24 protein-coding genes are annotated in these 22,935 nt (G+C 57.2%); 11 read left to right on the forward strand and 13 right to left on the reverse strand.

What is annotated here, in order from left to right:
- Positions 1 to 3: 3 nt before the first annotated feature.
- The 3 genes from GOV90_RS13580 to GOV90_RS13590 all read right to left on the reverse strand — a co-directional run bounded on the left by GOV90_RS13580 (position 4) and on the right by GOV90_RS13590 (position 4,113).
- Positions 4 to 1,323, reverse strand: coding sequence for a glutamine synthetase family protein (locus tag GOV90_RS13580; protein ID WP_171090854.1), 1,320 nt, complete (start codon positions 1,321 to 1,323; stop codon positions 4 to 6).
- 135 nt (positions 1,324 to 1,458) lie between these two features.
- The gene (locus GOV90_RS13585; protein WP_171090852.1) at positions 1,459 to 3,645 is read right to left on the reverse strand and encodes a xanthine dehydrogenase family protein molybdopterin-binding subunit; all 2,187 of its coding nucleotides are present in this window, start codon (positions 3,643 to 3,645) and stop codon (positions 1,459 to 1,461) included.
- Positions 3,646 to 3,648: 3 nt separating this feature from the next.
- A complete protein-coding gene (locus tag GOV90_RS13590; protein WP_171090850.1) occupies positions 3,649 to 4,113 on the reverse strand; it encodes a (2Fe-2S)-binding protein in 465 nt (154 codons plus the stop codon).
- A 137-nt stretch (positions 4,114 to 4,250) separates the two neighbouring features.
- On the opposite strand from GOV90_RS13590, the gene GOV90_RS13595 reads away from it, so the two are divergent.
- The gene (locus GOV90_RS13595) at positions 4,251 to 4,874 is read left to right on the forward strand and encodes a TetR/AcrR family transcriptional regulator (RefSeq protein ID WP_171090848.1); all 624 of its coding nucleotides are present in this window, start codon (positions 4,251 to 4,253) and stop codon (positions 4,872 to 4,874) included.
- 161 nt (positions 4,875 to 5,035) lie between these two features.
- On the opposite strand, the gene GOV90_RS13600 is transcribed toward GOV90_RS13595, so the two are convergent.
- Positions 5,036 to 5,914, reverse strand: a complete 879-nt coding sequence (locus tag GOV90_RS13600; protein ID WP_171172860.1) for a LysR family transcriptional regulator — start codon at positions 5,912 to 5,914, stop codon at positions 5,036 to 5,038.
- Positions 5,915 to 6,025: 111 nt separating this feature from the next.
- Between GOV90_RS13600 and GOV90_RS13605 the strand changes: the two genes are divergently transcribed.
- The 4 genes from GOV90_RS13605 (at position 6,026) to GOV90_RS13620 (ending at position 10,363) form a co-directional block, all read left to right on the forward strand.
- Positions 6,026 to 6,862 carry a hypothetical protein gene (locus tag GOV90_RS13605; RefSeq protein WP_171090845.1) on the forward strand — a complete coding sequence of 279 codons (837 nt, stop codon included), beginning with the start codon at positions 6,026 to 6,028 and terminating at the stop codon, positions 6,860 to 6,862.
- Between the two features lie 5 nt (positions 6,863 to 6,867).
- Positions 6,868 to 7,623 (forward strand): sulfotransferase family protein, encoded by a 756-nt coding sequence (locus GOV90_RS13610; RefSeq protein ID WP_171090842.1) that lies wholly within the window; start codon positions 6,868 to 6,870, stop codon positions 7,621 to 7,623.
- A gap of 13 nt (positions 7,624 to 7,636) precedes the next feature.
- On the forward strand, positions 7,637 to 9,391 hold the full coding sequence (locus GOV90_RS13615; RefSeq protein WP_254440149.1) for a bifunctional sulfate adenylyltransferase/adenylylsulfate kinase: 1,755 nt from the start codon (positions 7,637 to 7,639) through the stop codon (positions 9,389 to 9,391).
- Between the two features lie 117 nt (positions 9,392 to 9,508).
- The gene (locus GOV90_RS13620; RefSeq protein ID WP_171091681.1) at positions 9,509 to 10,363 is read left to right on the forward strand and encodes a hypothetical protein; all 855 of its coding nucleotides are present in this window, start codon (positions 9,509 to 9,511) and stop codon (positions 10,361 to 10,363) included.
- A 110-nt stretch (positions 10,364 to 10,473) separates the two neighbouring features.
- On the opposite strand, the gene GOV90_RS13625 is transcribed toward GOV90_RS13620, so the two are convergent.
- The 3 genes from GOV90_RS13625 to GOV90_RS13635 all read right to left on the reverse strand — a co-directional run bounded on the left by GOV90_RS13625 (position 10,474) and on the right by GOV90_RS13635 (position 12,106).
- Positions 10,474 to 11,358, reverse strand: a complete 885-nt coding sequence (locus tag GOV90_RS13625) for a PhzF family phenazine biosynthesis protein (RefSeq protein ID WP_171091683.1) — start codon at positions 11,356 to 11,358, stop codon at positions 10,474 to 10,476.
- A 104-nt stretch (positions 11,359 to 11,462) separates the two neighbouring features.
- A complete protein-coding gene (locus tag GOV90_RS13630; RefSeq protein WP_171091685.1) occupies positions 11,463 to 11,687 on the reverse strand; it encodes a DUF1150 family protein in 225 nt (74 codons plus the stop codon).
- 5 nt (positions 11,688 to 11,692) lie between these two features.
- Positions 11,693 to 12,106: an Hsp20 family protein gene (locus GOV90_RS13635; RefSeq protein WP_171091687.1), complete on the reverse strand. Its 414-nt coding sequence runs from the start codon at positions 12,104 to 12,106 to the stop codon at positions 11,693 to 11,695.
- Between the two features lie 163 nt (positions 12,107 to 12,269).
- Here GOV90_RS13635 and GOV90_RS13640 point away from each other — a divergent pair, with 163 nt between their 5' ends.
- The 4 genes from GOV90_RS13640 (at position 12,270) to GOV90_RS13655 (ending at position 14,878) form a co-directional block, all read left to right on the forward strand.
- Positions 12,270 to 12,494, forward strand: a complete 225-nt coding sequence (locus GOV90_RS13640; RefSeq protein ID WP_050604880.1) for a YdcH family protein — start codon at positions 12,270 to 12,272, stop codon at positions 12,492 to 12,494.
- A 76-nt stretch (positions 12,495 to 12,570) separates the two neighbouring features.
- Positions 12,571 to 13,056, forward strand: a complete 486-nt coding sequence (gene purE, locus GOV90_RS13645; protein WP_171091689.1) for a 5-(carboxyamino)imidazole ribonucleotide mutase — start codon at positions 12,571 to 12,573, stop codon at positions 13,054 to 13,056.
- A complete protein-coding gene (locus GOV90_RS13650) occupies positions 13,053 to 13,808 on the forward strand; it encodes an NAD(P)-binding domain-containing protein (RefSeq protein ID WP_171091691.1) in 756 nt (251 codons plus the stop codon). Before purE ends, GOV90_RS13650 begins: the two co-directional genes overlap by 4 nt.
- Before the next feature lie 2 nt (positions 13,809 to 13,810).
- Positions 13,811 to 14,878 (forward strand): 5-(carboxyamino)imidazole ribonucleotide synthase, encoded by a 1,068-nt coding sequence (locus GOV90_RS13655; protein WP_171091693.1) that lies wholly within the window; start codon positions 13,811 to 13,813, stop codon positions 14,876 to 14,878.
- A gap of 13 nt (positions 14,879 to 14,891) precedes the next feature.
- On the opposite strand, the gene GOV90_RS13660 is transcribed toward GOV90_RS13655, so the two are convergent.
- From GOV90_RS13660 to GOV90_RS13685, 6 genes are all read right to left on the reverse strand, one after another.
- The gene (locus GOV90_RS13660; protein ID WP_171091695.1) at positions 14,892 to 16,055 is read right to left on the reverse strand and encodes an alpha-D-ribose 1-methylphosphonate 5-triphosphate diphosphatase; all 1,164 of its coding nucleotides are present in this window, start codon (positions 16,053 to 16,055) and stop codon (positions 14,892 to 14,894) included.
- Complete coding sequence (locus tag GOV90_RS13665; protein WP_171091697.1) at positions 16,052 to 16,825, reverse strand: triacylglycerol lipase; 774 nt, start codon at positions 16,823 to 16,825, stop codon at positions 16,052 to 16,054. Before GOV90_RS13665 ends, GOV90_RS13660 begins: the two co-directional genes overlap by 4 nt.
- Positions 16,826 to 16,863: 38 nt before the next feature.
- Entirely contained in the window at positions 16,864 to 17,706 is an 843-nt protein-coding gene (locus tag GOV90_RS13670; RefSeq protein ID WP_171092019.1) for a DMT family transporter, read from the reverse strand.
- Between the two features lie 246 nt (positions 17,707 to 17,952).
- Positions 17,953 to 19,593, reverse strand: a complete 1,641-nt coding sequence (gene groL, locus GOV90_RS13675) for a chaperonin GroEL (protein ID WP_171091699.1) — start codon at positions 19,591 to 19,593, stop codon at positions 17,953 to 17,955.
- A 55-nt stretch (positions 19,594 to 19,648) separates the two neighbouring features.
- The gene (groES, locus tag GOV90_RS13680; protein WP_170352338.1) at positions 19,649 to 19,936 is read right to left on the reverse strand and encodes a co-chaperone GroES; all 288 of its coding nucleotides are present in this window, start codon (positions 19,934 to 19,936) and stop codon (positions 19,649 to 19,651) included.
- 152 nt (positions 19,937 to 20,088) lie between these two features.
- Entirely contained in the window at positions 20,089 to 20,763 is a 675-nt protein-coding gene (locus GOV90_RS13685; protein ID WP_171091701.1) for a DUF2161 domain-containing phosphodiesterase, read from the reverse strand.
- A 124-nt stretch (positions 20,764 to 20,887) separates the two neighbouring features.
- Here GOV90_RS13685 and GOV90_RS13690 point away from each other — a divergent pair, with 124 nt between their 5' ends.
- Positions 20,888 to 21,868, forward strand: coding sequence for a TraB/GumN family protein (locus tag GOV90_RS13690; RefSeq protein WP_171091703.1), 981 nt, complete (start codon positions 20,888 to 20,890; stop codon positions 21,866 to 21,868).
- Between the two features lie 109 nt (positions 21,869 to 21,977).
- The gene (locus tag GOV90_RS13695; RefSeq protein WP_171091705.1) at positions 21,978 to 22,898 is read left to right on the forward strand and encodes a manganese-dependent inorganic pyrophosphatase; all 921 of its coding nucleotides are present in this window, start codon (positions 21,978 to 21,980) and stop codon (positions 22,896 to 22,898) included.
- Positions 22,899 to 22,935 lie beyond the last annotated feature (37 nt).

Below are 22,935 nucleotides of genomic sequence, written 5' to 3' on the forward strand. Positions count from 1 at the left end.
GGGTCAAACCGCCTCAAGGTAGCTCAGCCAGTGCGCCTCTGGTGGGATGCCCGAAAACCGTTTGACTTCCTGTCGTTTGGTCATGGCCAGATACCGGATCAGATCGGTAGGGAACAGGCGAGCGATCATGGGGTCTGCTTCAAATCGGTCTATTGCCGTTGACCAGTCGGGCATCAGCTGCGGCAAGTCTGTCAGATCATACGCATTTCCGGAAATCGGAGCAGGCGGTTGCAGCCCGTCTTCTATACCAACCAGTGCCGCCCCCAGAACCGCAGTCAGCATGAGGTAGGGGTTGATGTCCCCTCCTGCGACGCGGTGCTCGATACGGCGCGCGGATGGGTTTCCGCCCGGAATACGAATGGCAGCAGTTCTGTTCTCGTAGGCCCAGCACGCCCCCGTCGGCGCATGAGCGCCCGGCACCAGCCGGGTGTAAGAGTTGCCGTGCGGCGCAAAGATCAGTGTGCTTCCCGGCATGGCCGCAACACAGCCTGCAACGGCAGACTTCAGAACCTGAGTACCTTCTGACCCGTCGTTGTCGAACACGTTGCGCCCGTCCTGATCCAGAACCGAGAAATGCACATGCATCCCGTTGCCTGCATCATCGGCATAGGGTTTCGACATGAAGGTAGCCGCAAACCCATGTTTGCGGGCCAGCCCACGCGTCAAGGTCTTGAAAAGCCACGTATCGTCAGCGCATCGCATAGCGCCTTGGTGGTTCAGGTTGATCTCAAACTGGCCGATACCGCTTTCTGAGATAGCCGTCTGTGCAGGGATGCCCATGTCGGCACAGCCGTCGTACAGGTCGGTGAAAAACTCCTCGAACGCGTCCATTTCAGCGACCGACAGAACGGCTTCGTCCGACATACGACGTCCGGTAATAGGGTTTATCGGAGGTTGCGGTTGCGGGCCAGAGGCATCCACCAGAGTAAACTCCAGCTCGGTTGCCGCCATGACCGACCAGCCGCGTTGCGCATAACGGTCCAGCGTGGCTGACAACGCGTGGCGTGGATCTCCGGCAAATGGAACGCCTTCATCATCATAAAGGCTCATTGGCACCAGGGCTGTTTCACTCTCAAGCCATGGTACAGGGACTGCGCCGCGTTCGGTCGGACGCAACACGCCATCAGCATCACCGGTTTCAAAGACAAGCGGGCTGCCGTCGATATCGGCGCCCCATAGATCGACGTTCAATGCTGAAAACGGCATTCGAACAGCGCCTTTGTCCAATTTGTCCGCATAGGCAGGGGGAACGCGCTTGCCACGCATCTGGCCATTCAAGTCACATGCGGCAACGCGAAAATTGTGCAGGGCGCTCAGGTCCATAGGGGGCTCCGTCGGTGCTGGTTCCCCGTGATGTACTTCAATGAACCTGTTTTGTCACCAAATTTGATCAAATTCTAGATCAGGAGACCAAGGCCAAGCCCCGCGCTGGTGTGACCCGGCGCGGGGCGAAGCTATTTATGCAAAACTAACGCCGTTCTCTTCCATCGGCAGTTGCGCAACAAGAACGCCCGACAAGGCGTGGATCGCGTTGGCCAGCGCCGGCGCCGAAGGCGGAGTGCCGGGTTCGCCAACACCAGTCGGTGCCTCGGCGGACGGCATGATATGCACGTCGATCGCGGCAATATCGCCAATGCGAAGCGGTTCATAGTCAGGGAAATTACTCTGATCTACCGCTCCGCTGGTCAGTGTGATCTGGTCACGCATCACATGGCCAATGCCGTATCCAATGCCACCTTCCATCTGGGCGCGCACAGTATCGGGGTTCACGGCAATGCCACAATCCACGGCGCAAGTGACCTTTTCGATCTTGATGCCGCTTTCCGGATCGCCCGAAATCTCGACCACTTCAGCTGCGTAAGACCCAAAAGACTTGTGAACCGCAACACCTAATGCCCGGCCCTCACGAGGGGTTCCCCAGCCAGCCTTTTCCGCAGCCAGCTTCAACACGGCCGCCTTGCGCTGCTGGTCAGGATTGCTGCTGTCGCACAAATGAGCCAAGCGGAACTCTACCGGATCGCGTCCCGCGCTCTGAGCGGCAAGATCCATCATGGTTTCCATGACATAGGCCGTGTGGGTGTGCCCCACAGACCGCCACCACAGAAGCGAGGTTGCTTTTGGTGTGTCCGTTAACCCCAAGGCCATACCGGGAATTGCATAAGGGCTGTCCGCGATACCTTCGATCGAGCTGTGATCAATGCCGTCATGAACCAATACCGCTTCGAAGGGTGTACCTTTCATGATGGACTGGCCTGCGACCTGGTGCTGCCATCCGACGATGTCGCCTTGACCGTCCAGTCCAATCCGAACCTTGTGGCCGAACGCCGGGCGGTAATAGCCGCTGCGGATATCATCTTCACGTGTCCAAACCAGCTTCACCGGGCGGGTGCGATCTGTGAGCACAAAGGCCAACGCCGCCTCGACCTGATAGTCTGCGTCCGGTGTTGCGCGGCGTCCAAAAGAACCACCGGCCAACAGGGTGTTGATCTGGATTTTCTCAGGCGGCAATTCAAAGACTGCGGCCAGGGCGAAATGTACGATGGTAGGAATCTGCGCCGCGTCGTGCAGCACAATCGTACCGTCCTCTGCCTGTTCGATGGTGCAGTTCATCGGTTCCATCGGTGCATGTGCTAGCAGCGGGAAGTAGAACGTTTTCTCCAGAACTGTGTCGGCACCGTCGATCTTTGCTGCAACTTCGGTCGCGTCCGCCCCGTTGACGTTGTACTGAGGCGCAGCGTCCAAAGCGGCGCGGATTTCTTCCTCAATTTGCTGAGAACTGCGGGTTTCGGCAGCGGAAACATCCCATTCAACCTCAAGCGCTTCACGCGCCTGAATAGCCGCCCATGTGTTTTCGGCATAGACAGCCACACCGGCCTGGTTCGGCAGGGTCGCTGCGTTGATGAAACCTTTGACTTGCTGTGACCCGCTGTCGTCAAAACTCTTGACCGTTCCACCGCGAGCGTCTGGACGTTTGATCATCGCAACCATTTGGTTGGGCAGGTGCAGGTCCATGCCGTAAATGGCCTGGCCATTGCCTTTGATCGCCGAATCCTTACGGCGCACGGCTTCGTTGCCGATCAGGCGAAACTCTGACGGGTCTTTAAGCTGCGGTTCGGCTGGCGCTTCGAGTTGTGCAGCAGCAGCAACAAATTCAGCAATCGGTGCCGACTTGTCGCCCGCTTTGACGATGCCCTCCTCGATGGTCACACCCGATGCATCCACGCCCCAAGCCTGAGCGGCTGCGTTGATCAACATTTCGCGCGCTGCGGCTCCGGCCTGACGGTATTGTTGCCAAGAGTTTGCCATGGCGGTCGACCCGCCGGTGCCTTGTGCCTGACCGAACGCCAAGTTGGCGTAGACCTGTGCATTGGACGGCGCAAATTCATACTCGATCTGGTCCATGCGTAAGCCGATTTCCTCGGCAATCAAAGTGGGCAGGCCGGTCGCTGGTCCTTGACCCATCTCAAAGTGCTTTACGATAGCGGTCACTGTGCCATCGGCGTCAATTTTCACAAACGGATTGAACTGTGCGCTTTCCGTTGTTGTGGCAGCAAGCGAGCCATCAGGACGAGCGCCAACCAGCAGGACGGCACCAGCAGCGGCAGCACCTTTCAGAAATCCACGGCGGGAAGTGTTGATAGTCATGAATCAGGCCTCCAGGATTTCAGACGCGCGCTGGATACCGGCGCGGATGCGTTGATAGGTGGCGCAGCGGCACGCGTTGCCAGCCATGTAATCGTCGATCTCTTCCGCAGAGGGATTGGGATTTTCCGAAAGCAGCCCCACTGCCGACATCACCTGACCCGATTGGCAATAGCCGCATTGAACCACATCCAGCTCGACCCATGCCTGTTGAATAGCAGCACCGATCTTGTCGTCGCCAACCGCTTCGATTGTGGTTATTTCGGCGTCTTCGACGTCTTCGATGTAAGTCTGGCACGAGCGGACAGGCTCGCCATTCAAATGCACGGTACACGCGCCGCACGACGCAACGCCACATCCGAATTTGGTTCCGGTCAGCTTCAACTCGTCCCGGATCACCCACAGCAAGGGCGTGCCGGGTTCGGCATCAACCTCATGGGTCTTGCCGTTTAGTTTCAAAGTTAAGGACATTGGGGACTCTCCTGTTAGCGCTGGTTCCCAGAGTGGTAAACTGGCGGGTTTACTAGTGGCACAGATTTGCGCCCTCGTAAACTCTTGCGTTTACCTAGGGTTTGACCGCTCCCCGTCAATGGGTCTATAGCTCTGATATGAACGAATGCAGCACACCGAATGCGTCCAAATACGCACAGATCATCGAAGCTGCTGTGGCCGAATTCCAGGAAAAGGGTTTTGCTGCGGCCAGTATGGATCGAATTTCAGCTCGGGCAGAAGTGTCCAAGCGTACGCTGTATAAGTATTTCGAAAGTAAGGACAATCTTTTTCGCTCTATCGTTGTTGAGCTGTCCAGCCGTTTTGCCGAAGTTCTGGAAATCCGGTATGAAAAAGGCCGCGATATTCGTGAGCAATTGACTGAACTGGCCTGGGCCGAGGGGCGGATTCTGATGCATCCCGACGTGATCGCCATGGCGCGGATGGTGGTCAGCGAAACTTTGCGCAACCCTGAACTTGCGGCGAAGGTTCAAGGGAAACTGGACAAGACCCAGACCTTTATTGCGATGTTGAAGGATGCGGCCCAGGACGGGCAGTTGCAGGTCGATGATCCCGAACGCGCGGGGATCGAGTTTGTCGGTCTGATCAAGGCGCGTGCTTTTTGGCCGCTGATGTTCACGGGTGGAACGCTTAGCGAATCGGAAATGGCGCAAACGATCGCAAACAGTGTTGAAATGATGATCAGCAGATACGGCGTTTCTTCAGCTTCAAGCGGTGATTGATCTGACGTTTTTTTACGAGGGCAGGGGATTTTTCGAGGGCAGGGGATTCTGCTCGCAAATCTGTTTTACGCCTGATGCTGCCCATATCAAAGGCTTGTGTTGCGATACGGTGTTTCGCCCCCATGTGTCCGCTATAAATTCGTGGACCAACAGCGATGTGGCTAAAGGTTCTCCAGCAGTTTGAGGCATTTTCGAGCGATAGGGTTCTGTTGCCCGTAGCGGGTCAGCCTGGCATAAATAATCGTCTCTCTTGAATACCAGTCATCGGGCATTTCAACCAGATCGCCACGGTCCAGATAGGCATCGACAAAGCTACGCCACCCAAGGCCAAGCCCCTCACCGGAAGCAGCGGCTTCCAACAAATAGACATAGCTATCGAATTCTTCCGAAATCGGCCAATTGGCATAGTCGGGATGCGCGCTTTGCCAGTCGGACCAGTCCATCCAACCATAGTTTTCCTTTTGAAGCTTCAAAAGCGGTGGCGGATCGCATTTGCCCTGCAAAGCGTCTATCGCTCTGGCAACGTTCTCGGGCGTTCCAATGGGCTTAATTTCTTCCTTGCAAACAACGACATGTTCGTGCTCCGGCGGTGATGCAGAGTATTCAAAAACGATATCACCGCCTGTCTCAACAGCAGCCTGAACCAGATTGTACGCCGATGTCATAAAACGTAGCTCGACATTGCGACCCAACGCCTGCCGGAGTTTTCCGAAGCGGGGCATAAGCAACAGATGCGATACTGAATGTGAACACACCAATGTGACCCGGTTCTCGACGCGCTCAAGATCCCGAACCGCGTTCTGTAATGCGTCAAATCCCTGAACGACTCCGGCATAGAACAAGCTTCCTTTAGCCGTCAGGCAAATCGGTGTTCTGTCCCGATGAAAAAGATCCGCCCCAAAACGAATTTCCAGATTGCGGATGTGACGGCTGATTGCAGGCTGAGAGGTATTAAGTTCTTCGGCTGCTCGCGCAAACCCCTGTAACCGCGCCACCGCCTCAAACGCAATCAGAGAACTTGTTGATGGCAGGTTATACATACGGGACGTCATATCAATTTCGATATGAGTAGAGGCACAAAAAAGCAATAGGAAAATTAGGCGAAACAGGTCTAACTCTCGGCTAGAATTCTCCAATGGAAAAGAAGAGCGATGAACACCTACGTAAAGCCGCCCAAGTGGGAAAACCCCAAGGTTAAACTGTTCCCGCATCAGGTGGGCTTCACTTGCCCTCCGCATGACTTTGATGCAGCCCCGTCGGACTTCCTGCGCATGGCTCCGCGCAGTGTGGGCGTTCACGGGCGTATGCTTCACGTGCCGGACTACGCCCATCGCCTTGATCAGCGTAAAAAGAACTTTGGCCTGCTGGAAGAATACATGGAATGTATGGCCAACAACGGCGCTGACGTCTGCGGGCAGGTCGGTTCGAACTGGGTGCACGCCAGTGGTCTAGGTGTTGAGGGCATCCGCCAACATATCGAAATGCTGAGCGACAAGTACGAAACGCCGTTTCACATGTCTGGCTATTCGATGGTCGAGGCGCTGCGGGATCAGAATGTCGAAAAGGTTGCGCTCAACGCCTGCTATCACAGGGACACATGGTATCAAGGAACTGTAGGATTTCTGAAAGAAGCCGGGTTCGACGTGGTCTGGGCCGGCAACTTCTTTGATCAGGGTTGGTTCGACAGCCAAGAGGCGGTCGATGATTGCATTTGGTGTTTTGACGAAGAGCTGATTTACAAGTCCTTCGATTATACCGCCGACAAAGCCCCCAATGTGGATGCCTATCTGATCAACGGGATGAGCAACTACCGCCGTCCGTCTGACGGAATTGCGCAACGTCCGGTTCACTATGAGGTCGAGTTGGAAGAACGCCTCGGCAAGCCGGTCATCGGCCATGACACTGCGCTCTACTGGCGCATCTTCAAAACCCTGGGCCTGGCCCCGGAAACCCAGCAGGGCAGCCTGCTCTCCTCACTGAAAGACTGAAGCGAATGCACAAGATTGTAGCTCTTTGGGCGATACCCCGCTCTACCTCGACCGCGTTTGAATGGATGATGCGCCAGCGTGGCGATCTGGATTGCCTGCACGAACCTTTCGGCGAAGCCTGGTACCAAGGTGAAGACCCAATGTGGCCGCGCTACAAAGAAGGTGAGGTCACGACCCCCGGCCTCACCCTGGAAAGCGTGTCGGACGACATCAAAGCCCGTGCCGAAAAAGGCCCCGTCTTCATCAAAGACTTCCCGCATTATATCAACCACATGTGGGATCCTGAGTTTCTGTCGCATTTCACCCATGCGTTCCTGATCCGCGACCCGGCCAAGACGATTTCGTCCATGTACAACAAATGGCCGGATTTCGATGAGCTGGAGGTTGGCTTTCCCGAGCAGCGCGCGCTGTTCGACCTGCTGACGGCGCTGAACGACGGCAAGACCCCCCCGGTTGTTGACAGTGACGACTTGCTGGAAAACCCCCATGACATGACCAAGGCGTTCTGCGACTCCGTTGGCATTCCCTTCATCCCAGAGGCGCTGACCTGGGAAGCGGGCGGCGACCCGTCCGAGCACAGTTGGTGGGATGGCGGCTCGTTCCACGCCAATCTGGCGCAATCCACCGGCCTGACACCACAAAAACGTAAATATATCGAAGTGGCTGATGCTCCGGAACGTGTGCGTCGCGTCCATCGTCGGATGAAGCCTCACTACGATCACCTGTACAAGCACCGCATCCGCGTGTCGGAAACCGTCTGAAAGTCTTTGGAAAATGAACAAGCAAGTGAAAACTGAGGCGGCTCCGCGCCCTGCAAAAGTCATGCCCTATGGCCCGATCCCCGAGCTTTATGTGTCGTATGACTCGGCTGCGAAACTGAAGGTTGAGGCGGCGGATCTGACCAGCCATGACCTGAGCCCACGCCAGATCTGCGATCTGGAACTGCTGATGAATGGCGGCTTCAATCCGCTCAAGGGCTTCCTGACCGAGGCCGACTATGACGGTGTGGTCGAGAATATGCGTCTGTCAGATGGTACGCTCTGGCCGATGCCGATCACGCTGGATGTCAGCGAAGAGTTTGCCGATAGCATCCAGCTGGGCCAGGACATCGCCCTGCGCGATCAGGAAGGCGTGATCCTTGCCACCATGACCGTGACCGACCGCTGGACGCCGGACAAGGCGCGTGAGGCCGAGAAGGTGTTCGGCGCAGACGACGACGCACACCCCGCAGTCAACTATCTGCACAACGTGGCCGGTAAGGTCTATCTGGGCGGTCCGGTGACGGGTATTCAACAGCCCGTTCACTATGACTTCCGCGCCCGCCGCGATACACCGAACGAACTGCGCGCCTATTTCCGCAAGCTGGGTTGGCGCCGCATTGTGGCTTTCCAGACCCGCAACCCGCTGCACCGCGCGCATCAGGAACTGACCTTCCGCGCCGCGAAGGAAGCACAGGCCAACCTGCTGATCCACCCTGTGGTCGGCATGACCAAGCCCGGAGACGTGGATCACTTCACCCGTGTCCGTTGCTATGAGGCTGTGCTGGACAAATATCCAGCATCCACCACATCGATGTCGTTGTTGAACCTGGCGATGCGCATGGCTGGCCCGCGCGAGGCGGTCTGGCACGGGCTGATCCGCGCCAACCACGGCTGCACACACTTCATCGTCGGGCGCGACCATGCCGGTCCGGGGAAGAATTCAGCCGGGGAAGATTTCTATGGCCCCTATGACGCGCAGGACTTGTTCCGCCAATACCAAGATGAAATTGGCGTCGAGATGGTTGATTTCAAACACATGGTTTATGTGCAGGAACGCGCTCAATACGAGCCGAATGACGAGATTCTCGATAAAGATGATGTCACCATCCTGAACATCAGCGGCACAGAACTGCGCCGCCGTCTGGCCGAGGGTTTGGAAATCCCGGAATGGTTCTCGTTCCCCGAGGTTGTGGCCGAACTGCGCAAAACCAAGCCGCCACGCAGCCAACAGGGCTTTACCGTGTTCTTCACCGGCTTCTCAGGCTCGGGCAAATCGACCATCGCCAACGCGCTGATGGTCAAGCTGATGGAAATGGGTGGCCGTCCCGTGACGCTGCTGGATGGAGACATCGTGCGTAAGAACCTTTCGTCAGAACTGGGTTTCTCGAAAGAGCACCGCGACCTGAACATCCGCCGCATTGGCTATGTGGCCAGCGAGATCACCAAAAACGGTGGTATCGCCATCTGTGCACCGATCGCACCTTATGCGACCACCCGCCGGGCGGTTCGGGAAGAGATCGAACAGTTCGGTGCCTTCTGTGAAGTGCATGTTGCGACCTCGATTGAGGAATGCGAACGCCGTGACCGCAAGGGGCTGTACAAGCTGGCGCGCGAGGGCAAGATCAAAGAGTTCACCGGCATCTCTGACCCCTATGACGTACCACAGAACCCGGAGTTGTCCGTCGAGACAGAGAATGTCGACGTCGATAACTGTGCCCATCAGGTTCTGCTGAAGCTGGAAAGCATGGGGTTGATCGCTGCAAACTGACGCCAGCGCACCAAGACTTTTCGGCCTCCGGTTTCCGGGGGCCTTTTTTGTTTGTCCTGATTGACAAGCGCTGCTTGGGTTGGTGCTGTGTGGCGGGATGCCGGGTAGACACGAACCATGACTCGCACTTTGCCAACCATTGCCAGTTTCTGGTTCGGGTCCGATCTGACCTGGCTGGAGCAGATCTGCATTCGATCCTTTCTGGACCAAGGGCATGCGTTTGTTCTGTATCTCCCGCACGAGACACAAGGCATCCCCGCAGGTGTCCAGACGCGCCCCGCCAGCGACGTCTTCTGGCCCTCGCCCTATCCCCTGCAACCCGGAGACCGACAGGGCGTAGCCGTATTCTCTGACATCTTCAGATTGCATCTGATTCAGCAAAGCGAGGTTATCTGGGTCGATCTCGACGCATATTGCGTGAAAGCCTTCGACTTTTCGTCTGATTGGGTGTTCGCGCGCTCCAAAGCCGACGACTTTCCAACCGGGGTTTTACGCTTGCCCAATAACTCCCAAACACTTGGGCTGATGCAAGATTTCGTGATGTCGGCAAACCCAACCCAACCGTGGCGTGGTCGGCGTGCAAGACGGCATAATCGTGAGCGTATCGCAAACGGTGAAAGTTGGGGTATAGAAAGCCTGCCCTGGGGCAGCTCTTGCCCAAAAGCCTTTGGGCATTTCTTGCGCCAAACCGGTGAAGACAAGTACGCGATGGCGGCCGAGACCCTCTATCCGCTGGCACCGGCCGAGCTTTGGAAATTGCATGACCCGAACGTGGCGCTGGAAGAGATCGAGGGCGAAGTTACGCATTCGGTCCATGTCTACGGTCATCAGAAAAAGCTGTTGGCAACCCAACTGGCCGGACTACCGGTTCCGGGATCATATCTCGATACGCTTTGCGCCCGACATGGAATCGACCCTCGGTCCGCGCCGATCAAACCACTGGACTGGATGCGACCTGCGCCAAGGCGGTAAAGACAGTATAGTGTGCGATTTCACATCGCGGCGTGGCCACACGCGGCCAGTTCAGCGGAAGTTCTGTTTGTCAGACGTTCCGCGCAAAATTGCGAAATCCCGGTCCTTGTCTATTCGTTCGTCGGCAGATCGACCTGCCCGCGCATCAACACATGCCCTCGTCCAGCGACCTTGATCCCGGTCATTCCATCTGTCGGGCCGACACGCGTGACAGTCGCCTGTCCGGGACGTCCCATGTCGTGGCCCTGTTCCGCGATGAAACTGTCTTTGGACATCAATCCATATTTCCAAAGATACGCCGCCATGGCGCCCGTAGCAGACCCAGTGAACGGGTCTTCGGGCGGGCTGGGAGGGGCGAGCAACAGACGCGAGAACGTATCACCTGCATCGGTGGCTCCTTCCAGCGTGACCAGAAAGGGTTCAGCCATATCCGAACCCGAAAATCCGGCGGCCTCGGCCACTTTTCTCAAAGGACCCTCGACCAGTTGAGCCGCTCGCAAGGCCTTATGGTCACGCAGAACGGTGATGCAGAACGGCAGACCGGTTGAAACAAACTGAGGCGGAGAGATTATGGCGCTTTCAGGAAGGCCGATGGTCGAAGCCACCAGATCCACAGGAACATGTGCACCAAATTGAGGTGCGACCTGGGTCATTTCGATCTCATCACCTGTCAACCGAATCGAGACGACCCCTGCCCCGGTTTCCAGTGTCAGGCTTTCGCCTTCGATCATCCCACGCGACCGCATGGCAGCGACAGTGGCAATTGTTGGATGCCCGGCAAAGGGAATTTCCCGGCTGGCCAGAAAATACCGTACGCGGATATCGGCCACGTCAGATGGGCCGGTAAATGTGCATTCGACCAGAGAGGTTTCGCGCACATAGGCCATGCACACCTGCTCGGGCAGATGTGCACCGTCATGAACCACAGCACATCCATTGCCACCAAAGGCGCGGTCACTGAAGGCGTCTACCCAATCGAATTCGAACCAGCTCATGCGATTAGCTCCGGGGAACAGGTGAAAGCGGCATAGTCCGCCAGTTCGTATGTGTCGCTTGTGTTGCGGGAATTGTCACGCCCCAATAGGCGCAGAGAGGCCGTTCAGTGAACGGCCACCGGGGACAAGTCATGCTGGCGGGCCAGCACAAAAGCCAGCTTGCGGTCGGCCACCAGCGCCAGCTGCTGCCCATCGGAATCATGCACAGCGTAAAGCTGGTCCAGATCCCCTGCCTGATCGCGCAGATCACGCGGCAGATCGGCAACCTCGACCGTTTTGACATAAACGATACGGTCGCCTTCGGTGTCGAGTTCTATCGGTGTATTCATTGCTCTTACCCCTTCCGTATGTTGATGGTCTGCACCACAGCTTCCGGCACGGCGCGGGTCAGATCCACGTGCAGCAGACCGTTTTCCATGATCGCCTCGCCCACTTCGACACCGTCAGCCAGCACGAACATGCGCTGAAACTGGCGCGCCGCAATGCCGCGATGCAGGAATATTCGCCCCTCGCTGTCGTCGCGTTGACGGCCCCGGATCACCAGCTGGCGATCCTCGATCGTGATCGACAGATCCTCTTCGGCAAACCCGGCCACCGCCAGAGTGATGCGATAGGAAAAGTCCGAAGTCTGTTCGATATTATAGGGCGGGTATCCTTCGTTGCCAGCCTTTGCAGACCGTTCCAGAAGGCGTTCCAGTTGCTCGAACCCCAAAAGATGCGGGTATGAGCCAAGAGTAAGTTTCGACACGTATTTTCGTCCTTTATTGTCAAAGCGACGTGGTGTGCGGCCCCGTTCTGGCAACCGCCTGTAATAGAATATGGGAAGAAACCAGGATGTCCACAAGGTCTGGCGCGATAACGTCTGACACACTATCTTGTTGGGCAAGCACCACAACAACCCCGAGTCGCCAATGAACGCGCCCACTGATCTTTCCATGAAAACTGACGAAGTTCTGCGGGTTGAGCTGGAAGTTTTCCGCCGTCAGCACCGCGATCTGGACGAAGCGATTGAAGCGCTGCATGACCGGGGAACTGCGGATCAGTTGACGCTACGACGACTGAAAAAAGAGAAACTGCGTCTGAAAGACATCATCCGCATCATCGAAGACCGCCTGACCCCCGATATCATTGCCTGAACGCCCTGTAGCGCATTGCCAGAGAACCGGATTTGGCTATAGTGCGCGCTCTTTCTGAGCGCAGGGACAAAAGCGGATGAGCGAAGTGAAAGTCGGGATCATCATGGGCAGCCAATCTGACTGGCCCACGATGAAAGAAGCCGCAGATATTCTGGACGAACTGGGCATCGCTTATGAAGCGCGCATCGTGTCCGCCCACCGCACACCAGACCGGCTGTGGGACTATGGCAAGACCGCCGTATCGCGTGGATTGCACGTGATCATCGCGGGCGCTGGCGGCGCTGCGCATCTGCCTGGCATGATGGCATCGAAAACGCGGGTGCCGGTGATCGGAGTTCCCGTACACACCCGCGCCCTGTCAGGCGTGGATTCGCTGTATTCCATCGTGCAAATGCCCAAGGGTTTTCCCGTTGCGACCATGGCAATCGGGTCCGCTGGAGGAGCCAACGCCGGCCTGATGGCTGCCGGTATTCTGGCTCTGCAAGACGAGGCTTTGGCCGAACGGCTGGACAACTGGCGCGAGGCGTTGTCAGCCTCAATCCCTGAGGAACCGCAGGGATGAGCCGCATCGGCCTCATCGGCACAGGCCATATCGCCGCCCCAATCGCGCGGCTGATGGCAGCCAAAGGACATGAAATCTGCGTGACCGAGCGCAATACCGATGTTTCTTCCGCCTTGAAAACCGAGCTGGGCGTGAAGGTCGCTGCCCCCCAGGAAGTGATTGATGCCTCGAACATTGTGTTCCTGTGCCTGCGCCCGCATATCGCCGCTGAGGTTCTGGCCCCTCTGAATTTTCGTTCCGATCAGCAGATCGTTTCGGTCATGGCGGCGGTTTCCGCCGAACAGCTTTCCGAGTTGTGTTCGCCAGCATCGGATTTCGTGCAGACCATTCCGCTGGGTTTTCTTGAAACCGGCGGCTGCCCGATGGCTGCTTTTGGCAACGATCGGTTGCTGGCCAGCTTGTTTGAGCCCGAGAACCCTGTGGTCAAGGTTGCGGATGAATTCGCGCTGAACGCACATTTCGCTATCTGCGCCATGGTGCCCGGCATTCTCGATCTGATGGCCACCGGCGCCAAATGGCTGGGCGAGACGACCGGCGATGCTGACAGGGCGGAATTCTATACCACTCAATTGATGTCAGGCTTCCTGGCCACGATGGAAAAAGGCAACGCAGGTCGGCTGGCGCAGGAGCGAGACGCGCTTGCGACAGAGGGCACATTGAGCTTGCAGATGACAGACACCCTGAAGGATCAGGGCGCGCATGACGCGCTGCGTTCGGCGTTGAGTGCAATTGGCAAACGTTTGGAGAGTTGAAGATGGCAGAAATGCTTGCCCAAGGTGCGGTGATCGGAATTCTTGGGGGCGGTCAACTGGGCCGGATGCTGTCGGTGGCGGCGTCAAGGCTGGGCTTTGTCACACATATCTATGAACCGGGCGCAAACCCGCCCGCCGGGCAAGTCGCGGATCGTGTCACGACGGCAGCTTACGACGACATCGATGCCTTGAAAGCATTTGCCGACGCGGTGGATGTCATCACCTATGAGTTCGAAAACATCCCGACCGAGGCGCTGGACATTCTGGAATCCCACCGCCCGATCCGCCCGGGGCGCGAAGCGCTGCGGGTCAGTCAGGATCGTTTGACCGAGAAAAATTTCCTGCAAGACCTGGGTCTGAAAACGGCCCCGTTTGCGGATATTTCCAATCTGGACAGCCTGAACACGGCAATCGAACAAATCGGGACACCGGCCATCCTGAAAACACGCCGCTTTGGCTATGACGGAAAGGGGCAGGCGCGGTTGCGCATCCCCGAGGACGCCGAGGCTGCTTTGGCCGACATGGCGGGCGCGCCTGCTATTCTGGAAGGGTTCGTAGACTTCTCACACGAGGTGTCGATCATCGCAGCACGCGGGTTGGACGGCCAGGTGGCCTGTTTCGATCCGGGCGAGAATGTACATCGCGACGGCATCCTGCGCACCACCACGATCCCTGCCCGCCTGTCCCCTGCCCAGCGCACAGATGCAATCCTGCTGGCCGCCAACATTCTCAATGCCTTGGAGTATGTAGGTGTCATGGGGGTAGAACTGTTCGTCACGCCCGCTGGTCTGATCGTAAACGAGATTGCACCGCGCGTGCACAACTCGGGCCATTGGACGCAGAATGGCTGTGCTGTGGATCAGTTCGAACAACATATCCGGGCCGTGGCGGGCTGGCCATTGGGCGACGGGCAGCGTCATTCGGATGTGGTGATGGAGAACTTGATCGGCAACGACATGGATCGCGTGCCCGAGCTGGCCCGCGAGCGGGACGTAGCACTTCATCTATACGGCAAAGCCGAGGTCAAAGCCGGACGCAAGATGGGGCATTTCAACAGGATTAAGCGATAAAGTAATACTTTATCTACGGCATCGTTGCGTTCAGAAAGCGTGCCGCAATGTCCCCTGACATGTGGCTGATACGCCCACCGGCCATGGTCGATGCGACCCGGTGGGTAGCCGCATCGAGAATGACCAAATCACCCCGTTTGCCGGGGGTAAGTGTGCCCCGGTCCGGCAGATCAAGCACTTTTGCAGGACCCGAAGAAATCAGGTTCCAAGCAGATTCGAAATCAAGCAAACCGGTTTTGAACAGCATCAATGCAGCCCGGCGCGGACTGGGATAGTGGTAGTCTGACGCCAAGGCATCGCAAAGGCCCATAGCGATCAGTTCGACCGCACTGGCGTTTCCTTTATGCGATCCACCCCGCACTACGTTGGGTGAACCAAGGATGATGTGATCCCCGGCTGAACGTGCCGCCTCGGCAGCCTCCAGCGTTTCCGGGAATTCGGCAATACGGACACCTCGATCACGCCACCATGCCCTTGCATCAGCGGTGGCGTCATCATGGCTGCCCAGACGTACGCCAATTTCCCCCAGGTCAGCACACAGCGCCTCGACCGCCGCTGGCACCTCGTGACGACGCGCATGCATGTTGAGCAACATCTCAAAATGCGCATCTGGATTGCGCCCGGCCTTCAGCGCCTGCCCGGTCAGGCGTGGAGGCTTTTTACCCTGCGCCAAGCGATCATGCGGCAGATGATCATTAAACACTACGTAAGGCACCTGCCAGTCAGCGATGCGACGGGCCAATCCGGCATAGTCCTCCAACATATTGGTCTCAAACCGCAGTTGAGGGATCAGATCCGTGACGGTGCTGTCTTTTACGGCGGCAATGGCCTGAAACACCTGCGCCGCAAAGTCCGGTCCTCGCACGCCGCCTTCCCAGCTGTAAAACTGAGCCAGCACTGCGGTGGTAATGCCGTTCGCAGCTAACTCGGCCTCGACCGAAAGAATGCCTTCGTTCATCTGCTTCATCGCACCGCGACGTGGGGCGATATGGCGTTCGAAACCGTCCCCGTGCAGATCGATAATGCCGGGCAAGACAAGATAGCCGCTCAGATCAACCCTGCGCCCGGTTGGCTCTGCCTGTATCGCACCTTCTGCTATGGTCAGATCAGCACGAGACAAACCCTCACCCGGCAACAGAACCTCTGCCCCGGTCAATGTCAGGTTCAAAGCAGTCATCGTGAACGCTCCGAGTCCGGGTCTGGGCAGTCCTGCCCGATACAGATCTCGTCTATTATGTCCATCACACCATCGAGCCAAGTGATCTGCGGATCAAACCGACCGAATTCGATGAAATGCAGTGCCTGTGCCATGACCTGCGGGTTGTTCATCATGAAAGTATGCGTCACCGGTAAGATAAGATGATCGGTCATACCTTCGACCTTGGTGCTTTCAATCGAAACCTTGCCATCGTCGGGACCATCGATAATCGAGGAAAACACAAGGTTCAGAGATTCACTTCCTGCGATGACACCCAGTTCGAAATCCACCGGGGGCAGACGACGAGGGATGCCTTCGGGCCCTGTGCTCAGTTGCAGCCCTGCTGGGCCGTTCAGATACCCGAACACCTCCCACGCGCTGAGCTCGTCAACCAGCTGGCTGCCTTGGTTCGGAGGGCCAAGCATGACAGCGCGGCCCATGTTGGCGGGGTGGTGATCCTTTAGCCAATACCGCAGCAGGATGCCGCCCATGGAATGCGCAACGACATTGACTTTATCCTCTCCGCAAGCGGCGAAAGCATCAGGCAGGGTCTGTTCAGCAAGTTCCGGAATGCCAATTTCGGTCGATGGGTACCCGGGGCGCACGACCTTATAGCCATGTGCCTCGAACAACTCCTCCATCACGGCAAACGAAGCCTCAGTCCGCGCCAGCCCATGCAAAAGGATCACGCATTTCGCGCTGGCGGCAGCAGGGAAAATGAAAAACAGCAGGGCAATCAATAGTCTCATACGCGCCAGATAAAGCCTATGAGACGCCGATGAAAGCCCTAGCTCCGCTGACGTTGCAGCACAGCCAGCGCAATACCGCCCAGAACCACTGCCGTGCCAAAGACAAGCCGGGCGCTTGCCGTTTCACCAAGCAGCACAACACCCCCCAGGATCGCAATGACAGGCACACTGAGCTGAACCACGGCCGCCACTGTTGGCGCAAGGTTCGGCAGCACGCGATACCACAAAGCGTAACCCAACCCTGACGTAATACCCCCGGACACAACTGCCAGCACATAGCCCATACCAGTCATGTTCCATTCTGCCCCTGTGATCAGCAGCGTTAATCCGGTGACAGGCAAAGCGATAAGGAAATTTGCAGCCGTGCCCTGCAAAGCATCTGGTTCGGATCGCCCTGCCAAAGAATAAGCGGCCCATCCGACACCTGCGGCAATCATCAGGGCGGTGCCTGCCGGGTCAACCCGCACCGTGCCCGATGGCCACAGGACATAGGCCAACCCCGCCAAGGCCATGGCCGCGCCCGCCAACTGTTGCCGGGTTGGAAGCGTACCCTTGACGGCAGTGAATGCAAACATCGTGATTTGCACCACGGCAAACAAAACCAACGCACCAAGACCTGCATCCAGTGTCAGGTACGCCAGGGAAAACCCGATCATGTACAGAGACAATGATCCCGCCCCAATGACCCGCCGACGGTTGAGCAAAGGCAAGTGCCCGCCACGTGCCAAAACCAACGCGGTCAAAACCAGCGCGCCCGCCAGCACTCGCATAACCGCGAAACCGGCCGGATCACTGGCGCCGCTGTCGATGGCCAACCGGTTCAGGATGGAATTCGCCGCAAAGGCGCACATGGTCAAGGCGGTCAGAACAAACAGTTGCATGGAACCCGCATATCCGGTTGCAAGCGATATGGACACTCACAATCCTTGGACATGCGGCCCGTTCTTCATCTTTTCCAAAATACTCCCGCCGGAGGCATAGCCGCACAGCGGCTATTGGCAACAAAAACGGGGCCGCCCGAAGGCGACCCCGAAAACAAGCACTATGGCACCCCCTCTTGGTAGCTCGGCCATTCAGCCAATCACCTGTCGGGGCTGTCAGAATTCGCCGCAGCGAATTCGACGTGGTTACATCATGCCGCCCATGCCGCCCATGTCGGGCATGCCGCCTGCAGCAGGTGCGTCTTTCTGAGGCTTGTCAGCAACCATAGCTTCGGTGGTGACCAGCAAGCCAGCAACCGATGCCGCATCTTCCAGAGCGGTACGAACAACTTTGGCCGGGTCGATCACGCCGAACGAGAACATGTCGCCATATTCTTCGGTCTGAGCGTTGAAGCCAAACGTTACGTCGCCGGATTCACGAACCTTGCCAGCAACTACCGCACCGTCAACACCTGCGTTCTCGGCGATCTGGCGCAGCGGCGCTTCGATGGCTTTGCGAACGATGTTGATGCCTGCGTTCTGATCAGCGTTTGCACCTTCCAGAGCGTCCAGTGCTTTACCGGCCTGAACCAGAGCAACACCGCCACCCACAACAACGCCTTCCTGAACGGCAGCGCGTGTTGCGTTCAGAGCATCGTCCACACGGTCTTTACGCTCTTTCACTTCAACTTCGGTCATGCCGCCGACGCGGATAACGGCAACACCGCCTGCCAGTTTGGCAACGCGCTCTTGCAGCTTCTCACGGTCGTAGTCGCTGGTGGTTTCTTCGATCTGAGTGCGGATCTGGCCAACGCGGGCTTCGATCTCGGCTTTCTCGCCAGCACCGTCAACGATGGTGGTTTCGTCTTTGGTGATTTCGATCTTCTTGGCGGTGCCCAGCATGTCCATGGTGACGGACTCGAGCTTCATGCCCAGGTCTTCGCTGATGACCTGACCGCCAGTCAGGATCGCGATGTCCTGCAGCATGGCTTTACGACGATCGCCGAAGCCCGGTGCTTTGACAGCAGCAATTTTCAGGCCGCCGCGCAGTTTGTTGACAACCAGAGTTGCCAGCGCTTCGCCTTCAACGTCTTCCGCGATGATCAGTAGCGGTTTCTGCGACTGGATCACTTGTTCCAGCAGCGGAACCATCGGCTGCAGCGAGGACAGTTTCTTTTCGTGCAGCAGGATCATGCAGTCATCGAGTTCTGCGATCATCTTGTCTGCGTTGGTGACGAAGTAAGGCGACAGGTAGCCACGGTCGAACTGCATACCTTCGACAACATCGGTCTCGGTTTCCAGACCTTTGTTTTCTTCGACGGTGATAACGCCTTCGTTGCCAACCTTCTGCATCGCGTCTGCGATTTGCTGACCGATTTCTGCTTCGCCGTTGGCCGAGATAGTACCAACCTGAGCAACTTCTGCCGAGTCTTTGACTTCGCGCGAGGCCGACTTGATGCCTTCAACAACCTTCGAGGTTGCCAGGTCGATGCCGCGCTTCAGGTCCATCGGGTTCAGGCCCGCTGCAACCTGCTTCAGACCTTCGCGAACGATGGCTTGGGCCAGAACGGTTGCGGTGGTGGTACCGTCACCGGCTTCGTCATTGGTGCGGCTGGCGACTTCTTTCACCATCTGCGCGCCCATGTTTTCGAACTTGTCTTCCAGTTCGATTTCCTTGGCAACCGAAACACCGTCTTTGGTGATGCGCGGTGCGCCGAAGGATTTGTCCAGAACCACGTTGCGGCCTTTGGGGCCCAGGGTCACTTTAACAGCATCGGCCAGGATGTTCACACCTGCCAGCATGCGGTTACGGGCATCGGTGTCGAACTTGACGTCCTTTGCAGCCATGTCGTTTCTCCTTGAGAAATAAGTTTGTGATGAAGATCAGAGAAAGCGCTTTGGCTTACTCGATGATCCCCATGATGTCGCTTTCTTTCATCATCAGCAGCTCTTCGCCGTCGACCTGAACCTCGGTGCCCGACCATTTGCCGAACAGGATCTTGTCGCCAGCTTTGACCGCCATTGCGATCAATTCGCCGCTGTCCTTGCGCGCGCCTTCGCCGGTTGCGACGACTTCGCCTTCGCTGGGCTTTTCTTTTGCGCTGTCAGGAATGATCAGGCCGCCTGCGGTTTTCTCTTCGCTTTCGGTACGGCGAACCAGCACACGGTCATGAAGCGGTTTCAATGCCATCTTTGCAGCTCCTTGGGCTCAAAGTTGTTAATCCTCCCCTCGCCTTCCGACGGGGCGTTAGCACTCGGGGTACGTGAGTGATAACGACGCATAGCTAGGGAGTCTAAAACCCCGAGTCAACAAGTTGTGAGGGATTTTTTTCGCGGATCGGATCAGTCCTGCTGTTCCCAGCTGTAAGCCCAGTGCTTCAGCCCTTCGCTTCCCTGAGAAGTAAGGCCGTAGACGCCTTTTTCAACCTTCTCAAACCACCCGTAGTGGTTTTCTCGCATAAGCCGGGTCGCAGCCGGAACGCCTGCCGATTTGGCGACCTCTGCACCTTTGGTTGCGCCATGTTCGGCCAGAAAGGCCGCGCATTTCAGCGCGTCTTGTCGATAGGCGGTCACGATGCCATGACGCGTGGCGCCACCCGCGTTCGGGTCCCCTTCCAACCGGTCGAATTCACGCAGCAGCCGCGTGGTCCTGGCTTTGTTCTTGCGCGGCGCATAGGGGCCGGGATCGCACTGTACTTCGACCGCATTGTCAGCGCGCACTGTGATCAGGCCCAAGCCCAAACGTCGGCACAGCGCCAGATTATCTTTGAGCGCCCGTCGCGCGCTTCGACCCGTGGGCTTACGAACAGCCACATAAACCTGATCTGTCAATTTCAGCCGTGTGACCGCCTGGTGGAACAGCGACAGCGTGAACCTTAGTTTCAGTTCGACGATCACGGGTTCCTCACCCTCGCGCACCGCAACAACATCAGCCGCACCCACCTCGCCCTTTACGGTGTACCCCTGGCACTCCAACAGTGCTTTGATCGGGGGATAGAGGTCCTGCTCGCGGGTCATGGGTTTATGCTACGCAAACTGCAGTGGATTACCAGCCCGCCGATCGGAAAACGCAATCGAACTTGCAACATCCCATCCGCCAGTACAGTGTTGCAGCAACTCTGATTTCAAAGGAAATTCAACGATGCGCGTGCTTCTTTTCTTCCTCGGTCTTTTGTGGCCCGCCATAGTGCAGGCTGGCTGCGAGGGACGCGACCTGAGAGGCGATTTGTCCCCTGCGGTCCAAGCCGACCTGCAGGACGCTTTAGCAGACATTCTGTATCCCGAAGGCAATCATTGGATTGCGACCAAAGACGACACTGTGCTGCATCTTGTGGGCACCATGCACCTGAACTACCCGCAGATGGACGCAATCGTCGAGCGTCTGACTCCAACGCTCACGCAGGCTGATGCGTTCTATTTCGAAATCCTTCAGGAGGAAATGAAAGATTGGGAGCGGAAACTTGCAGCTGACCCAAGCCCTGTCCTGATCACATCGGGGCCCACACTTGTGGATCTGATTTCCGAAGAGGATTGGGCCACTCTTTCATCAGAGATGGCTGATCGCGGCATTCCCAGCTGGATGGGCGTCAAGATGCGCCCATGGTTCCTGAGTATGACTTTGGCTTTGCCGGCTTGCATCATACAGGATCCCAACGGAACCAACGGATTGGACGCGCGTCTGACGCAGTTGGCAAAAGAGCACGGTATCCCGCAATACTCGCTGGAAAGCATCGAAGACCTGATGACCATGTTCGACGCTTACTCGATCGAAGAACAGGCTCAATCACTCGCTCGAATGGCTGGAACCTTCCAAAACATCGAAGACCAGATCGCCACCATGGCGAGCTCGTATTTCGAAGAAAAACACGCGGAAGTCTTTGTATTGGGCAGAATGCTGGGGCAAGAGCTTTCAGGTCTGACCGAAGCAGAATTTGAGGCCGAATGGGCAGAGTTCGAACAGCAGTTGTTGATTGAACGCAATGCCAATTGGATGACGCATATTCTTGAGATCAAAGATCAAACTGCCGTCATTGCGGTAGGCGTCGGCCACTTTAGCGATGAACATGGTCTGCTGAACCAGTTAGAGCAGGCAGGATACAGCCTGACGCGGGCGGAATTCTGAACCGCTGGGCCATTTTCAGACCAACGGTCGCACATTATCGACTGTGTCGTGACAACCGCGTTTGCTCGCCCTATAAGGCGCGCAAATTTCCAATCCGCAGGACGCTGACATGACAACGCTAGTTTTTGGCCACAAATCCCCTGATACCGACTCCACCGGCTCGCCGATCCTGTGGTCGTGGTATTTGAACGAGATCAAAGGTGAGCAGACCGAGCCGGTTCTGCTGGGTGAGCCCAACACCGAAGCGGCCTTTATGCTTGAAAACTGGGACCTGCCCAAGCCACGCATCATCGAAGATCTGGCTGCGGACACCCCCGTCGTCATCGTCGACACCAACAACCCGGCAGAACTGCCCGCCAGCATCAACGACGCTGATATCCGCGCCATCATCGACCACCACAAGCTGGTCGGTGGCTTGGAAACTAAAGGTCCGATCGACATCACCGTGCGCCCGCTGGCCTGCACCGCGACCATCATGGTCGACCTCATGGGCGACGACGCTGCCAAGATGCCCGACGCCATCAAGGGCGCGGCCCTGACCTGCATTCTGTCGGACACGCTGGAATTCCGCTCGCCTACAACCACAGCGCATGACCGTGCGGTGGCGGAAAAGCTGGCTGCTGAGCTGGAGCTGGACATCTCGGCCTATGCCGCCGACATGTTTGCCGCGAAATCAGACGTCTCGTCCTTTTCTGACGCCGAGCTGATCCGCATGGACAGCAAGGAATACGAGGTCGACGGCACCAAGTTCCGCGTCTCGGTTCTGGAAACAACAGCCCCCGGCGTTGTGCTGGATCGCAAAGCCAGCCTGGCTGCATCGATGGTTGACGTGGCCGCTGAAGACGGTGTCGACCAGGTTCTTCTGTTCGTCGTCGACATTCTGAACGAAGAGGCCACGCTGCTGGTTCCGAACGATCTGGTCAAATCTGTTGCCGAGAAAAGCTTTGGTGCCGCCGTTGATGGCGATGCCGTTGTTCTGCCGGGCATCATGAGCCGTAAAAAGCAGATCATTCCAAACCTGAAGGTTTGATCGGCACCTGAAGCCAAAAAGAAGGCGTCCAATCGGG

The sequence above is a fragment of the Ruegeria sp. HKCCA5929 genome (genome assembly GCF_013034525.1).
GTDB lineage: Bacteria > Pseudomonadota > Alphaproteobacteria > Rhodobacterales > Rhodobacteraceae > Ruegeria.